This window comes from Streptomyces sp. NPDC056452, assembly GCF_042796085.1.
Taxonomy (GTDB): domain Bacteria; phylum Actinomycetota; class Actinomycetes; order Streptomycetales; family Streptomycetaceae; genus Streptomyces.
This window is the reverse complement of sequence record NZ_JBHTRI010000035.1, coordinates 1-13,655: the sequence shown is the minus strand read 5'-3', so window position 1 is coordinate 13,655 and position 13,655 is coordinate 1. Positions and strand designations below refer to the sequence as shown.

General features: G+C 68.3%; 12 protein-coding genes and 1 riboswitch. Of the genes, 5 read left to right on the top strand and 7 right to left on the bottom strand.

Annotated elements, in window-relative coordinates:
* Positions 1 to 25: 25 nt before the first annotated feature.
* The gene (locus ACFQ6X_RS28715; RefSeq protein ID WP_383185596.1) at positions 26 to 1,000 is read right to left on the bottom strand and encodes a GlxA family transcriptional regulator; all 975 of its coding nucleotides are present in this window, start codon (positions 998 to 1,000) and stop codon (positions 26 to 28) included.
* A gap of 81 nt (positions 1,001 to 1,081) precedes the next feature.
* Here ACFQ6X_RS28715 and ACFQ6X_RS28710 point away from each other — a divergent pair, with 81 nt between their 5' ends.
* The gene (locus ACFQ6X_RS28710) at positions 1,082 to 1,294 is read left to right on the top strand and encodes a hypothetical protein (protein WP_383185594.1); all 213 of its coding nucleotides are present in this window, start codon (positions 1,082 to 1,084) and stop codon (positions 1,292 to 1,294) included.
* Positions 1,295 to 1,310: 16 nt separating this feature from the next.
* Here the strand turns inward: ACFQ6X_RS28710 and ACFQ6X_RS28705 are convergent, their stop codons facing one another.
* The 6 genes from ACFQ6X_RS28705 to ACFQ6X_RS28680 all read right to left on the bottom strand — a co-directional run bounded on the left by ACFQ6X_RS28705 (position 1,311) and on the right by ACFQ6X_RS28680 (position 8,506).
* Positions 1,311 to 2,327 (bottom strand): ribonucleotide-diphosphate reductase subunit beta, encoded by a 1,017-nt coding sequence (locus tag ACFQ6X_RS28705; protein ID WP_329207549.1) that lies wholly within the window; start codon positions 2,325 to 2,327, stop codon positions 1,311 to 1,313.
* Positions 2,327 to 4,732, bottom strand: a complete 2,406-nt coding sequence (locus ACFQ6X_RS28700; protein ID WP_383185592.1) for a ribonucleoside-diphosphate reductase subunit alpha — start codon at positions 4,730 to 4,732, stop codon at positions 2,327 to 2,329. Before ACFQ6X_RS28700 ends, ACFQ6X_RS28705 begins: the two co-directional genes overlap by 1 nt.
* A 132-nt stretch (positions 4,733 to 4,864) precedes the next feature.
* Positions 4,865 to 4,996, bottom strand: a riboswitch (cobalamin riboswitch).
* Between the two features lie 45 nt (positions 4,997 to 5,041).
* The gene (locus ACFQ6X_RS28695; protein WP_383185590.1) at positions 5,042 to 5,542 is read right to left on the bottom strand and encodes a GNAT family N-acetyltransferase; all 501 of its coding nucleotides are present in this window, start codon (positions 5,540 to 5,542) and stop codon (positions 5,042 to 5,044) included.
* A 129-nt stretch (positions 5,543 to 5,671) separates the two neighbouring features.
* Positions 5,672 to 7,309 (bottom strand): monocarboxylate uptake permease MctP, encoded by a 1,638-nt coding sequence (gene mctP, locus ACFQ6X_RS28690; protein ID WP_383185588.1) that lies wholly within the window; start codon positions 7,307 to 7,309, stop codon positions 5,672 to 5,674.
* Positions 7,306 to 7,560 (bottom strand): DUF3311 domain-containing protein, encoded by a 255-nt coding sequence (locus tag ACFQ6X_RS28685; protein WP_329207543.1) that lies wholly within the window; start codon positions 7,558 to 7,560, stop codon positions 7,306 to 7,308. The genes mctP and ACFQ6X_RS28685 overlap by 4 nt, the downstream gene beginning before the upstream one ends.
* A gap of 181 nt (positions 7,561 to 7,741) precedes the next feature.
* The gene (locus tag ACFQ6X_RS28680; RefSeq protein ID WP_383185682.1) at positions 7,742 to 8,506 is read right to left on the bottom strand and encodes a GntR family transcriptional regulator; all 765 of its coding nucleotides are present in this window, start codon (positions 8,504 to 8,506) and stop codon (positions 7,742 to 7,744) included.
* 286 nt (positions 8,507 to 8,792) lie between these two features.
* Between ACFQ6X_RS28680 and ACFQ6X_RS28675 the strand changes: the two genes are divergently transcribed.
* From ACFQ6X_RS28675 to ACFQ6X_RS28660, 4 genes are all read left to right on the top strand, one after another.
* Positions 8,793 to 10,091 carry a sugar ABC transporter substrate-binding protein gene (locus ACFQ6X_RS28675; RefSeq protein ID WP_383185586.1) on the top strand — a complete coding sequence of 433 codons (1,299 nt, stop codon included), beginning with the start codon at positions 8,793 to 8,795 and terminating at the stop codon, positions 10,089 to 10,091.
* A gap of 126 nt (positions 10,092 to 10,217) precedes the next feature.
* Positions 10,218 to 11,231, top strand: a complete 1,014-nt coding sequence (locus ACFQ6X_RS28670) for a sugar ABC transporter permease (protein WP_329207541.1) — start codon at positions 10,218 to 10,220, stop codon at positions 11,229 to 11,231.
* Positions 11,228 to 12,100 (top strand): carbohydrate ABC transporter permease, encoded by an 873-nt coding sequence (locus ACFQ6X_RS28665; protein ID WP_329207539.1) that lies wholly within the window; start codon positions 11,228 to 11,230, stop codon positions 12,098 to 12,100. Before ACFQ6X_RS28670 ends, ACFQ6X_RS28665 begins: the two co-directional genes overlap by 4 nt.
* 8 nt (positions 12,101 to 12,108) lie before the next feature.
* The gene (locus tag ACFQ6X_RS28660) at positions 12,109 to 13,641 is read left to right on the top strand and encodes a glycoside hydrolase family 3 protein (RefSeq protein ID WP_383185584.1); all 1,533 of its coding nucleotides are present in this window, start codon (positions 12,109 to 12,111) and stop codon (positions 13,639 to 13,641) included.
* Positions 13,642 to 13,655 lie beyond the last annotated feature (14 nt).

The following is a 13,655-nucleotide window of genomic DNA, read 5'->3' as shown; positions in this document are numbered from 1 at the left end:
CGGGCGGGGCACCGCCGTTCGCGGCTCAGGCCGCGTCGGTCATGGCGGCGGGCCCCCGGAACGTGCGGCGGTAGGCGTTCGGCGTCGTCCCCAGCGAGCGGACGAACTGATGGCGCAGCGCCGCCGCGTTCCCGAAGCCGGTCCGCCCGGCGATCGTGTCCATGGTCTCGTCCGAGGTCTCCAGCAGGTGCTGCGCCAGCAGCACGCGCTGCCGCAGCAGCCAGCGGTACGGGGTGGTGCCCGTCTCCTGCTGGAAGCGGCGCGCGAAGGTGCGGGGCGACATGTGCGACTGGGCGGCCAGCTGCTCGACGGTCATCTCCTGGTCGAGATGGGCCTCCATCCAGGCGAGCGTGTCCCCGACCGTGTCGCACCGGGTGCGGGGCAGCGGGCGCTGGATGTACTGGGCCTGGCCGCCGTCCCGGTGCGGCGGCACCACCATGCGGCGGGCGATGGCATTGGCGACGGCCGGGCCGTGCGCCTGGCGGACCAGATGCAGACAGGCGTCGATACCGGCTGCCGTGCCCGCGGACGAGATGACCGGGCCCTCGTCCACATAGAGCACGTCCGGCTCCACGATCGCCTTCGGGAAGCGCCGGGCCAGTTCGGCCGCATGGCGCCAGTGGGTGGTGCAGCGGCGCCCGTCCAGCAGCCCGGCCGCGCCGAGGACGTACGCGCCGGAGCAGACGCTCAGCACCCGCGCTCCGCGCTCCACGGCCCGGCGCAGGGCGTCCAGGACCTCCTGGGGGTACTCCCGCTCCATGAAGTGGCTGCCCGCCGGTACGGCGATGAGGTCGGCCTCCTCCAGCCGGTCCAGCCCGTACGGCGTGCTGATGGTGAACCCGGCGTGCGTCCGCAGGACCGGCCCCTCGGCGGAGACGACCGCGAAGTCGTGGACCGGCAGCCCCTCGTCGGAGCGGTCGAGTCCGAACACCTCGCACAGCACGCCGAGTTCGAAGGGGTGGACCTCGTCGAGCAGCAGAGCGGCGACATTCTTCAGCATGACGACAGTGTGGCAGTAATTCGATGCTCTATGACAGTCCTGCCACTGACCGAATCCGCTCGCACGGACGACAGTGGAGCCATGAACACATTCCTGAGCTACCTGGCCACAGCCGCACTCTTCGCCTTCGTCCTGCTGCCCGCGCTCGCCGGGCTCGCACGGGAGCGCCGGATCGACCGCGAACTGCGGGACGCGGAACGGCAGCGGTCCGCGCAGCCCCCGGAAACGGCAGGCGCCGCGCGGCCGGTCACGGCCACGCGGCGCCCGTTCGCCGGAAGTTGGGCGAGGACCTGAGGTCTTCCGCCGGACCCTAGAAGTCGTCGTCGAAGCCGACCGAGCCCTCCACCGCCACCTGGTACGCGGAGGGCCGGCGCTCGAAGAAGTTCGTCAACTCCTGGACGCCCTGCAGTTCCATGAACGAGAAGGGGTTCTCGGATCCGTAGAGCGGCGGGAAGCCGAGCCGGGTGAGCCGCTGGTCGGCGACGCACTCCAGGTACTGGCGCATCGACTCCGTGTTCATGCCGGGCAGGCCCTCGCCGCACAGATCGCGGCCGAACTGCAGCTCCGCCTCGACGGCCTCCTTCAGCATGTCGGTGACCTGCTGCTGGAGGGCGTCGTCGAAGAGCTCCGGCTCCTCCTTGCGGACGGTGTCCACGACCTCGAACGCGAAGTTCATGTGCATGGTCTCGTCACGGAACACCCAGTTGGTGCCCGTGGCCAGGCCGTGCAGCAGGCCGCGCGAGCGGAACCAGTACACGTACGCGAAGGCGCCGTAGAAGAACAGCCCCTCGATGCACGCCGCGAAGCAGATCAGGTTCAGCAGGAAGCGGCGGCGGTCGGCCTGCGTCTCCAAGCGGTCGAGCTTCTCGACCTCGTTGATCCACTTGAAGCAGAACTGGGCCTTCTCGCGGATGGAGGGGATCTCCTCGACCGCGTCGAACGCTGCCGCACGGTCGTCCGGATCGGGCAGATAGGTGTCGAGCAGCGTCAGATAGAACTGGACGTGCACCGCCTCCTCGAACAGCTGGCGCGACAGGTACAGCCGCGCCTCCGGGGAGTTGATGTGCTTGTACAGCGTCAGCACCAGGTTGTTGGAGACGATCGAGTCACCGGTCGCGAAGAACGCGACGAGCCGGCCGATCATGTGCTGCTCGCCGGGGGAGAGCTTGGCCAGATCGGAGACGTCGGAGTGGAGGTCGACCTCCTCCACCGTCCAGGTGTTCTTGATCGCGTCCCGGTAGCGCTCGTAGAAGTCCGGGTAGCGCATGGGGCGCAGGGTCAGCTCGAAGCCCGGGTCGAGCAGGTTCTTGGTGGTGTCGGAACTCATTACTGGCAGGCCTCGCAGGACTCGGGGTTTTCGAGCGAGCAGGCGATGGCATCCGCGTCGGGCGCCGAAGCCTGCTGTACGGGAATGGGCGCGGCGGCAGCGGCCGTCCCGGACGCCGCACGGGCGATCCGGGTCGCCGGACGCGAGCGCAGGTAGTACGTCGTCTTCAGCCCCTGCTTCCAGGCGTACGCGTACATCGAGGAGAGCTTGCCGATCGTCGGCGTCTCCAGGAACAGGTTCAGCGACTGGCTCTGGTCGAGGAACGGCGTACGGGCCGCCGCCATGTCGATCAGACCGCGCTGCGGGATCTCCCACGCCGTGCGGTACAGCGCACGCACGTCCTCGGGGATCCAGGCGAAGCCCTGCACCGAGCCGCTCGCCTCGCGCAGCGCCTCCCGGGTCCGCGCGTCCCACACGCCGAGCTTCTTCAGCTCGTCCACCAGGTACGCGTTGACCTGGAGGAACTCACCGCTGAGCGTCTCGCGCTTGAAGAGGTTGGAGACCTGCGGCTCGATGCACTCGTACACACCGGCGATCGAGGCGATCGTGGCCGTCGGCGCGATGGCGAGCAGCAGCGAGTTGCGCATCCCGGTCTTGGCGACCCGGGCACGCAGCGCGTCCCAGCGCTCCGGCCAGTTCAGCTCGGTGTCGTAGTGGTCGGGGTGCAGCACACCGCGGGCGGCGCGCGTCTCGGACCAGGCGGGCAGCGGGCCCGAACGCTCCGCGAGGTCGCACGACGCCTCGTAGGCGGCCAGCATGATCCGCTCGGAGATCCTCGTGGAGAGCGCGCGGGCCTCGGGCGAGTCGAAGGGCAGCCGCAGCTGGAAGAAGACGTCCTGCAGGCCCATCGCACCCAGACCCACCGGGCGCCAGCGGGCGTTGGACCGGCCCGCCTGCTCGGTCGGGTAGAAGTTGATGTCGACCACGCGGTCGAGGAAGGTCACGGCGGTTCGGACCGTGGCGTCCAGCCGCTCCCAGTCCATCTCCCCGCCGACGACGAACGCGCCGAGGTTGACCGAACCCAGGTTGCAGACGGCCGTCTCGCCGTCGTCGGTGACCTCGAGGATCTCCGTGCACAGGTTCGACGAGTGCACGACCCTGCCCGGCTCGGCGGTCTGGTTCGCTGTCCGGTTGGAGGCGTCCTTGAACGTCATCCAGCCCTGACCGGTCTGGGCCAGCGTCCGCATCATCCGGCCGTACAGCTCACGGGCGGGCATCGTTCTGCGGGCCAGGCCCTTGGCCTCCGCCGCACGGTATGCGGCATCGAACTCGTCGCCCCACAGGTCGACAAGCTCGGGGGTGTCGGCAGGGGAGAACAGCGACCACTCGGTGTCCGCGTCGACGCGCCGCATGAACTCGTCGGGGATCCAGTGCGCCAGATTCAGGTTGTGCGTGCGGCGCTGGTCCTCGCCCGTGTTGTCGCGCAGCTCCAGGAACTCCTCGATGTCCGCGTGCCAGGTCTCCAGGTACACGGCGGCAGCACCCTTGCGGCGGCCCCCCTGGTTGACCGCGGCGACCGAGGCGTCGAGCGTCTTCAGGAACGGCACGATGCCGTTGGAGTGCCCGTTGGTGCCACGGATCAGCGAACCCCGGGCGCGGATACGGGAGTACGAGAGGCCGATGCCCCCTGCGTGCTTCGACAGCCGCGCCACCTGGTGGTAGCGGTCGTAGATCGAGTCGAGCTCGTCCAGCGGGGAGTCCAGCAGGTAGCAGGAGGACATCTGCGGGTGCCGGGTGCCGGAGTTGAACAGGGTGGGCGAGGAGGGGAGGTAGTCGAGCCGGCTCATCAGCCCGTACAGCGAGGTGACTTCGTCCAGGGCGCGCTCGGAGGTGTCCTCGGCGAGGCCGGCGGCCACCCGGAGCATGAAGTGCTGCGGGGTCTCGATGACCTGGCGGGTGAGCGGATGGCGCAGCAGGTAGCGGCTGAACAGCGTCCGCAGCCCGAAGTAGCCGAAGCGGTCGTCGGCGCCGTCGTCGAGAGCCTGCCCGACCAGCGCGTCGAGGGCGTCCGCGTGCAGCGTGACGAACTCGGCCGTACGGTCCGCGATCAGACCCTCGCGGTGGCCGACGGCGACCGAGGCGGAGAAGGAGACGGCGCCCTGGCCGGCGGCCTCGTCCGCGATGGTGCGGGTGAGGAGCCGTGCGGCGAGCCGGGAGTAGGCGGGGTCCTCGGAGATCAGGCCCGCGGCGGCCTCGGTGGCCAGCGAGCGCAGCTCGGCCTCGTCCGAACGGGCGTTGCGGCCGCGCAGTGCGGCGGCGGCGACCCGTCCGGGGTCGGTGTCGGGCAGATCGACGGTGAGGTCGGTCAGGGTCCGCAGCAGTGCGGTCCCGGGCCCGTCGGGAGTGGCGTGCGTGGACTCGGCTGAATCGACCGCTGAAACCGGATCGGCTGGCGCGATGGTCACTGGGACTATCCCTCGCTCGGCTCGGGGCCGGCGGGAGCGGGGGCAGCCGGGCAGGACGACCCGGGTCGGGGCAGCACCGCGCGGCGTCCACCGGCCTTCCGCGAGGCCCGGACGTCTGGCGTCCGGTTCGGTCGAGCCGGACGCGCTGTCGGCAGGTCTTCGGACTCCCGGGTGCGCAGAAGCACACCGATCACACCGTTGCGGGACAGTTCCGGATTCGCACCGGATTCCCCTGCGGAGACAGCGAGCACGAGCATACATGTGGGGGCCGCCGGACATGGCAGCCCCCACATGTTGTGTCGTGCTCGATCAGAGCTCCAGGCGGAATGTCAGGAGGGAGATGTTCTCGACGGGCTTCCAGTCGCGTTCCGGAGTCCGTACGAAGCCCAGGCGCCGGTAGATCCGATGGGCGCCGAGCATGGCCTGCTGCGTCGACAGGACGAGACCGGAGACGCCCTCCGTGGCCCGTGCCCGGTCGATACAGGCCCGTACGAGCGCCTCGCCCGCCCCGCGCCCACGGGCTTCGCGGGAGACGGCCAGCATCCGGAATTCGGCCTCGTCCGCCCGGGCGATGTCCGCCCACGGGCTGCCGGGTGCCGCGTAGGTCACGCCGCCGAGCAGCGTGCCGTCACCGCCCACCGCGACGAGTACCTCCGCCTCGGCGGCCCGGCGCCCGACCGCGCGCAGTTCGGCCAGATAGGGGTCGTCGGCGCCGAAGTCCAGCAGCTCGTCCGCGAGATACGCCTCGGCGGTGATGCCGGCCAGTGCCTCGTGCTCCTGGAGGCCGACGGGCCTGATCGAGATGTCCATGGGCTGGAGTCTGCCGCAGGCGGAAGCGAGGGTCGAACTCCTTTGCGGCGGCCCGGAACGGAGCGGGCCGCCGCGCCCCCGTGGGGGACGTGGCGGCCCGCTGCGCAACCGGCTCTCGTCGGGACGGGGTCAGTGACCGCCGCCCGGGGCGCCCACGGTGGCCGGCGGGAGCTCCACCTTGACACCCGGGTCGCCCGCGTCCGCCGTGTAGTCGGACGGGGAGGTCTCGTCGATCCCGGCCGGTGCCTTCAGCGCGTTCAGGACGAAGGTCAGGACGACCACCACGACGACGTTCAGCACGAACGCGGTCAGACCGATGTAGCCGATCTCGCCGATGCCGGGGATCTCCTTCGAGGAGCCGCCGAAGTGCTTCTGGGTCGGGCTGGCGACGCCGTACGCGGCGACCGTGCCGTAGATCATGCCGACCGCCCAGCCCGCGATCAGGGCCCAGCGGTGGAACCACCGGGTGAACAGGCCGCCCACCAGGGCCGGCATCGTCTGGAGGATCCAGATCCCGCCGAGCAGCTGGAAGTTGATCGCGACCGTCTTGTCCATGGTGAGGACGAAGGCGAGCGCGCCGACCTTGACCAGGAGCGAGACCAGCTTGGAGACCTTGGTCTCCTCGGCCGGGGTCGCGTCGGGCTTGATGAAGTCCTTGTAGATGTTGCGGGTGAAGAGGTTCGCCGCGGCGATCGACATGATCGCGGCGGGCACCAGCGCACCGATCCCTATCGCGGCGAAGGCCACACCGGCGAACCAGTCGGGGAACATGTTCTCGAACAGCTGCGGAATGGCCAGCTGGCCGTTGTCCACCTTCACCCCGGCGGCGATCGCCATGAAGCCGAGCAGGGCCAGAAGACCGAGCATCAGCGAATACAGCGGCAGGATCGTGGTGTTGCGCCGGATCACGTCACGGCTGCGGCTGGAGAGCGTCGCCGTGATGGAGTGCGGGTACATGAAGAGCGCCAGCGCCGAACCCAGTGCCAGCGTGGCGTAGCCCCACTGGCCCATCTCTCCCGGGACAAGACCGGCGACGGGCTTCCCCGCGGCTTCGTTCTTGGTCGCGAACGCCTCGCCCGCCTTGGCGAAGATGTCGTCGAATCCGCCGAGCTTGATGGGGATGTAGATGATGGCCACCGCGATGACCAGATAGATCAGGCCGTCCTTGACGAAGGCGATCAGCGCGGGCGCGCGCAGCCCCGAGGAGTAGGTGTACGCGGCCAGTACGGCGAACGCGATCAGCAGCGGCAGGTCCTTGATGAACCAGTGCGTGGTCTCGCCGCCGCCGACGCCCATGACGTCCAGCACGGCCTGGATGCCGACGAGCTGGAGGGCGATGTACGGCATCGTGGCGAGGATGCCGGTGACCGCGACCGCCAGCGACAGCCCCTTCGAGCCGAAGCGTCCGCGGACGAAGTCCGAGGTGGTCACGTAGCCGTGCTTGTGCGAGACCGACCAGAGCCGCGGCAGGAAGGTGAAGATCAGCGGGTAGACGAGGATCGTGTACGGGACGGCGAAGAAGCCCGCAGCGCCCGCCGCGTAGATCGCCGCGGGGACCGCGACGAAGGTGTACGCCGTGTAGAGGTCACCGCCGAGCAGGAACCAGGTGACCCAGGTGCCGAACGACCGTCCGCCCAGGCCCCATTCGTCGAGACTCGCCTCGTTCTCGGCCTTGCGCCAGCGCGAGGCCATGAATCCGATGACCGTGACGGCCAGGAAGAAGAAAATGAATACGGCGAGTGCGACGCCGTTCACGCCGTCCTTCATGCTGACGCACCTCCCTTGCGGGAGCGCTGGTCACGCTGCCACAGCTTGTACGCGACCATCGTGAGAGCGGTCGAGATGAGCACCCAGAGCATCTGGTACCAGTAGAAGAACGGGATGCCGATAAAGGTCGGATCGACCTTCGCGTACGAACCCACCCAGAGCATCGCCACGAACGGCGCGATAAGACAGAGGGCGATAATCACCCTTGTGGGTGTCACTGTTGGTCGTTTCACGACCGTATCTTCCGGCATGTGGCGACTCCGTCCCCTCGCTGATCACCGATTGCAATGCGCACGAAATCTAGGCGAGGGTTCCGGCAACCGTCACCCCCCGTCCGCATTGCGGTCCTGCAACGGTCCTGCGTCGCCCGAAATGACTGATCCCCCTGCGCCGGCAGGGGGATCAGTCATATCGGTATTCCGGGGGCTTTTCTCAGTCGGTGGGCCGCTTCAGACGTGCCACGAACTTGTACCGGTCGCCGCGGTACACCGAGCGGACCCACTCCACCGGCTCGCCGTGTCCGTCGATCGAATGCCGGGACAGCATGAGCATCGGCAGGCCGACGTCCGTACCGAGCAGTCCCGCCTCGCGCGGGGTGGCGAGAGAGGTCTCGATGGTCTCCTCGGCCTCGGCGAGCCGGACGTCGTACACCTCCGCCAGCGCGGTGTAGAGAGAGGTGTACTTCACCAGTGAACGGCGCAGCGCGGGAAAGCGTTTGGCCGAAAGGTGGGTGGTCTCGATGGCCATGGGCTCACCGCTCGCGAGCCGGAGCCGCTCGATGCGCAGCACCCGTCCGCCCGCCGTGATGTCGAGCAGCCCGGCGAGCGTGTCGTCCGCTGTGACGTAACCGATGTCCAGCAGTTGGGACGTCGGCTCCAGACCCTGGGCGCGCATGTCCTCGGTGTACGAGGTGAGCTGCAGCGCCTGGGACACCTTCGGCTTCGCGACGAACGTGCCCTTGCCCTGGATGCGCTCCAGCCGGCCCTCGACGACCAGTTCCTGCAGGGCCTGGCGCACGGTGGTGCGCGAGGTGTCGAACTCGGCCGCCAGGGTCCGTTCGGGCGGCACAGGCGTGCCGGGCGGCAAGGTGTCGGTCATGTCGAGGAGATGGCGCTTGAGCCGGTAGTACTTCGGGACGCGCGCCGTTCGCGCACCCGCGCCGGTCTCGCTCGTACTGCTGGCCCCGTCGGCACCCATGGCCCGCCTTCCCGACTGCTGCGTTGCTGCCGTCACCGGCTCCTCCGTCTGTCGCGGCTCACATGGTGGCACGGTCCGGTCACGGGTCGTCGCCCTCCCTTAGATGTCGGTCCTATAACGGACGCGAGTGCACTTCTTATACACCCTTGACACCCCTAAAGGTCTAGGCCAAGCTCCCGGTACTGGTCTAAACCATTAAAGACCAGGTCCCAGACCCACAGGCAGTACTGGTCGTACATTTCCGCGGTGGGCGGGGGGTTGCTGGTATCCCTGAGGAGGGTGTGGCATGAAGCGCAAGCTCATAGCGGCAGTAGGCGTCGCAGCGATGATGACCGGTATCGCGGCGTGTGGTGGGGACAGTGGCGACAACGCTTCGAAGGACCCGAAGGACCGTACCGAGAGCCTGACGGTCTGGCTCATGGTCGACGCGCAGAGCACCTGGCCGGAGCTGGTCAAGGATGTCAACGCGCAGTTCAAGGCGAAGTATCCCAAGGTCAAGGTCAACGTCCAGTACCAGCAGTGGGCAGACAAGGCCAAGAAGCTCGACACCGCTCTCGGTGGCGACAAGTTCCCGGATGTCGTCGAGCTCGGCAACACCGAGACGATGCAGTACATCCTGAACGGCGCACTGGCCGAGATCGACCCCAAGAAGTACGACAACTCGGACACCTGGATCAAGGGTCTGAAGGACACCTGCACCTTTGAGGGCAAGCAGTTCTGCGTTCCTTACTACGCCGGTGCCCGCGTCGCCATTTACAACAAGGACATGCTCAAGAAGGGCACCGGCAGCGACGTGCTGCCGCAGACCGAGGACGAGCTGTTCGCGGCCCTGGACAAGGTCCAGGCCGAGTACGGCAAGAAGGACAAGCGCTTCTCGTCCCTCTACCTGCCGGGCCGTTACTGGTACGCGGCCGCCTCCTACGTCGCGGCGTACGGCGGCTCGATCGCCGAGTACGACGAGGGTGCGAAGGAGTGGAAGGGCAACCTTTCCTCCGCCGAGTCCCAGAAGGGCATCGAGCACTTCATCAACCTGGTCAAGAAGTACAACAAGGCCGACCAGACGAAGGACGAGCAGGACCACGCCAACGTCATGGCCAACGAGAAGGCGGCCGTGCTGTACGGCAACGGCTGGGAGGCCGGGTCCGTCGTCGACGGTGCGAACAACGGCAACCCGAAGCTCAAGGACAAGATCGGGACGGCCGGCATGCCCGGTCCGAACGGCAAGGCGCTCCCGTCCTTCATCGGTGGTTCCGACCTCGCGGTGACCTCGAAGTCGAAGGTCACCGACCTGGGCCAGGAGTGGATCTCCCTCTTCACCAGTGAGAAGTCGCAGGAGGTGCTCACCTCCAAGAACATCCTCCCGAACAACGAGAAGCAGCTCGAGCCGCTGAAGGCCAAGCCGGAGACCGCCGCCGTCGCCAACGCGGTGCCGGACGCCTGGTTCACGCCGATCGCGCCGGGCTGGACCTCGATCGAGAAGGAGGAGGTCCTGGAGAACATGCTCCTGGAGATCCTCAAGGGAGCCTCGGTCGCCGACGCCGCCAAGAAGGCCGACGGCAAGATCAACGAGCTGATCAACAAGTAGTCCCTGAGCCTTCGGCTCTCCAGGCGGGGGCCCGCGACACCGGGTCCCCGCCCCTTTCTTTCTTAGGTAGAGAACGCCGTGATTTCCGGGTGCGCACCCCCGGAATCCCGATGGAAGGTCAGCCACGTGACTGCTGCCGACACCCAGGCCGCCGGTCCACCGGTATCCGTACCGAGTGCCCCGGAGGAGATCGGGACCTCACCCTCCAAGCAGGATGCTGCCGGGCCGCGCCCGAAGAAGCGGCGGAAGAAGGGCGAGCTCCTCCCCTACTTCCTGATCCTGCCGGCGATCCTGGCGATCGCCGCCGTCTACGTCTACCCGCTGATCAAGACCGTGATCATGTCCTTCCAGGACCTGGGGCGCGCGGCTCTGTGGGGCAACGGCGAGACGCCGTGGGTCGGCTTCGAGCAGTTCACCAACATCCTCGGGGACCCCGAGTTCTGGTCGGTCACCGGCCGGACCGTCGTCTTCATGACCATCTGTGTCGTCCTGACCATGGGCATCGGCCTGCTGATCGCCCTGATGATGCTGCGCCTGTCCACCTGGGTGCGGCTCGTCCTGACGGTGGCGCTGATCGCCGCCTGGTCCATGCCGCTTATGGTCGCCGCGTCCGTCTTCCGCTGGCTCGCCGACTCGGACTACGGCCTCATCAACACGCTGCTCGCCGACCTCACCGGCGACGAGGGATGGCTCGGCCACAACTGGTTCCTCGACCCCTGGCAGGGCTTCGGCATCATCACGCTGCTGGTCGTCTGGGGCGCCATCCCGTTCGTCGTCATCACGATGTACGCGGCCCTCACCCAGGTCCCCAAGGAGCTGGAGGAGGCGGCAGCCCTCGACGGTGCCTCCGCGTTCGGTGTCTACCGCTTCGTGACCTGGCCGGTCATCAGGCCGGTCTTCACGATGGTCGCCACCCTGTCGGTCATCTGGGACTTCAACGTCTTCGGCCAGATCTGGCTGCTGCGCGGCAACAAGCCGGAGCCGGACTACGAGACCCTCGGCCTCTACTCCTTCTCCAAGGCGTTCGAGTCCACCTCCTTCAGCCAGGGCAGTGCGATCGCTCTGATCACCGTCCTGATGCTCTCCGGTGTCGCCGTGTACTACCTGCGCCAGCTGATCAAGACGGGAGAGGTCGAATGAGCACCTCCGCACCCTCGAACGCTCCTGCCCAGGTCCTGCGGCCCGACCGCAAGAAGAACCGCCTCGGCTACAACATCCTGGCGCTGGTCACAGCCGGCCTCATGGCCTTCCCGGTCTACTGGCTGATCGTCAGCTCCCTGCGCCCCAACCACGAGATCCGGTCGTACGACCAGACCCTGTGGCCCTCCTCCCTCACCTTCGACAACTTCGCGCGCGCGGTGAAGCAGGACAACTTCGCCACCGCGATCCAGTCGAGCCTGATCGTCTCGGTCACCGCCGTGCTCGGCGGCATGATCATCGCGACGCTCGCCGCGCTCGCCATCGGACGCTTCCGCTTCTTCGGGCGGAAAGCGCTGATGATGATCATGATCCTGGTCCAGATGCTGCCGCCGACCGCGATGCTGATCCCGATCTACCTCCAGCTCAACGCGCTGGGCGGCATCGACGAGTACTGGGGACTCATCGTCGTCTACCTGGTGTCCACGCTGCCCTTCGCGACCATCATGATCCGCGGCTTCGTCATCAACATCCCGGTGGAGCTCGAGGAGTCGGCGATGGTGGACGGCTGTACCCGCATGGGGGCCTTCCGCCGGGTCATCTTCCCGCTGCTGGCTCCTGGGCTCGCGGCCGCGTCCATCTTCGCGCTGGTCAACGCGTGGAACGAGTACCTCTTCGCGTACATCCTGATCAACGACAACTCCAAGTACACGCTCAACGTGTGGCTGATGACCTTCACCACCGAACGGGGCACGGACTACGGCGCGCTGATGGCGGCCTCCACGCTCATCTCCATCCCGGTCGTCATCTTCTTCATGATCATTCAGGGGAAGATGGCCACGGGGCTCACGTCCGGCGCAGTGAAGGGATAACGCGCGCGATGACCACCCTCGTATCCACCACGGACACCGTCACGCGCGATGCCCTCGCCGTGCTGCAGCCCGGGTTCACCGGCACCACCGCCCCCGACTGGCTGCGGCGCAGGGTCGGCGAAGGCCTGGCCTCCGTCGGCCTGTTCGGACGGAACATCGAATCGCCCGAACAGCTTGCCGCGCTCACCGCGCAGCTGCGGGCCGAGCGGGACGACGTACTCGTCGCGATCGACGAGGAGGGCGGCGACGTCACCCGACTCGAGGTCCGCAACGGCTCGTCCTTCCCCGGCAACAACGCCCTCGGCTTCGTCGACGACGTGGACCTGACCCGGGCCGTCGCCCGGGAGCTGGGCCGCCGGCTGGCCGAGTGCGGCGTCAACCTCAACTGGGCGCCGTCCGCGGACGTCAACTCCAATCCCGGCAATCCGGTCATCGGCGTCCGGTCCTTCGGTGCCGACACCGCCCTGGTCGCCCGGCACACCGCGGCGTACGTCGAGGGCCTCCAGGCCGCCGGCGTGGCCGCCTGCACCAAGCACTTCCCCGGACACGGCGACACGGCGGTCGACTCGCACCACGCGATGCCCCGCATCGACGTGGATCTGGACACGCTGCACGCCCGTGAGCTGGTGCCTTTCAGAGCGGCCATCGCAGCGGGTTCCAAATCAGTGATGAGTGCACATATCCTGCTTCCCGCGCTCGACCCGAACCGTCCGGCGACACTGAGCCCCCAGATCCTCACGGGTCTGCTGCGCCAGGAGCTGGGCTACGAGGGGCTGATCGTCACCGACGGCATGGAGATGGACGCCATCGCCGGTACGTACGGCATCGAGCGCGGCTCCGTCCTCGCCATAGCCGCCGGCGCCGACGCCATCTGTGTCGGAGGCGGGCTGGCCGACGAGGAGACCGTGCTGCGGCTGCGCGACGCTCTGGTGGCGGCGGTGCGGAGCGGTGAACTTCCCGAGGAGCGGCTGGCCGACGCCGCCGCACGGGTACGGGCTCTCGCGTCCTGGACGCAGCGGGCCAGGGGGGCTGCCTCGGAGCCGGGCGCGGACATGCAGGAGGGGACCGCGCCCGGCACCGGAGCCGACAGCGGCATCGGGCTCGTCGCGGCCCGCCGCGCCGTGAAGGTCACCGGCAGCGCCGGACCGCTCACCGGACCCGCGTACGTTGCCGCGTTCACCCCGGTCGCCAACATCGCGGTCGGCGACGAGACCCCGTGGGGCGTCGCCGAGGAGCTGGCCCGGTTGGTGCCCGGGACCGGGACGGACACGTACGGCGACGGGACGCAGGCGGTCACGGACCAGGTGCTCAAGGCGGCGGGGGAGCGGCGCATCGTGGCGGTCGTCCGTGATGCGCACCGCCATGCCTGGATGGGCGAGGCGCTCGATGCCCTGGTGGCGGCCCGTCCCGACACCATCGTGGTCGAGATGGGCCTGCCGAAGGCGCCGCCGAGGGGGGCACTGCACATCGCCACCCACGGTGCGGCGCGGGTGTGCGGGGTCGCGGCGGCCGAGGCGGTCACGGGCGTACGGAACGTGTGAGGGCGGTCCCGGCC

Coding starts and splice junctions, on each gene's coding strand:
- ACFQ6X_RS28705 (WP_329207549.1), bottom strand. CDS start 2,327: ATGAGTTCCGACACCACCAAGAACCTGCTCGACCCGGGCTTCGAGCTG.
- ACFQ6X_RS28675 (WP_383185586.1), top strand. CDS start 8,793: ATGAAGCGCAAGCTCATAGCGGCAGTAGGCGTCGCAGCGATGATGACC.
- ACFQ6X_RS28665 (WP_329207539.1), top strand. CDS start 11,228: ATGAGCACCTCCGCACCCTCGAACGCTCCTGCCCAGGTCCTGCGGCCC.
- ACFQ6X_RS28710 (WP_383185594.1), top strand. CDS start 1,082: ATGAACACATTCCTGAGCTACCTGGCCACAGCCGCACTCTTCGCCTTC.
- ACFQ6X_RS28660 (WP_383185584.1), top strand. CDS start 12,109: ATGACCACCCTCGTATCCACCACGGACACCGTCACGCGCGATGCCCTC.
- ACFQ6X_RS28695 (WP_383185590.1), bottom strand. CDS start 5,542: ATGGACATCTCGATCAGGCCCGTCGGCCTCCAGGAGCACGAGGCACTG.
- ACFQ6X_RS28715 (WP_383185596.1), bottom strand. CDS start 1,000: ATGCTGAAGAATGTCGCCGCTCTGCTGCTCGACGAGGTCCACCCCTTC.
- mctP (WP_383185588.1), bottom strand. CDS start 7,309: ATGAAGGACGGCGTGAACGGCGTCGCACTCGCCGTATTCATTTTCTTC.
- ACFQ6X_RS28685 (WP_329207543.1), bottom strand. CDS start 7,560: ATGCCGGAAGATACGGTCGTGAAACGACCAACAGTGACACCCACAAGG.
- ACFQ6X_RS28680 (WP_383185682.1), bottom strand. CDS start 8,506: ATGGGTGCCGACGGGGCCAGCAGTACGAGCGAGACCGGCGCGGGTGCG.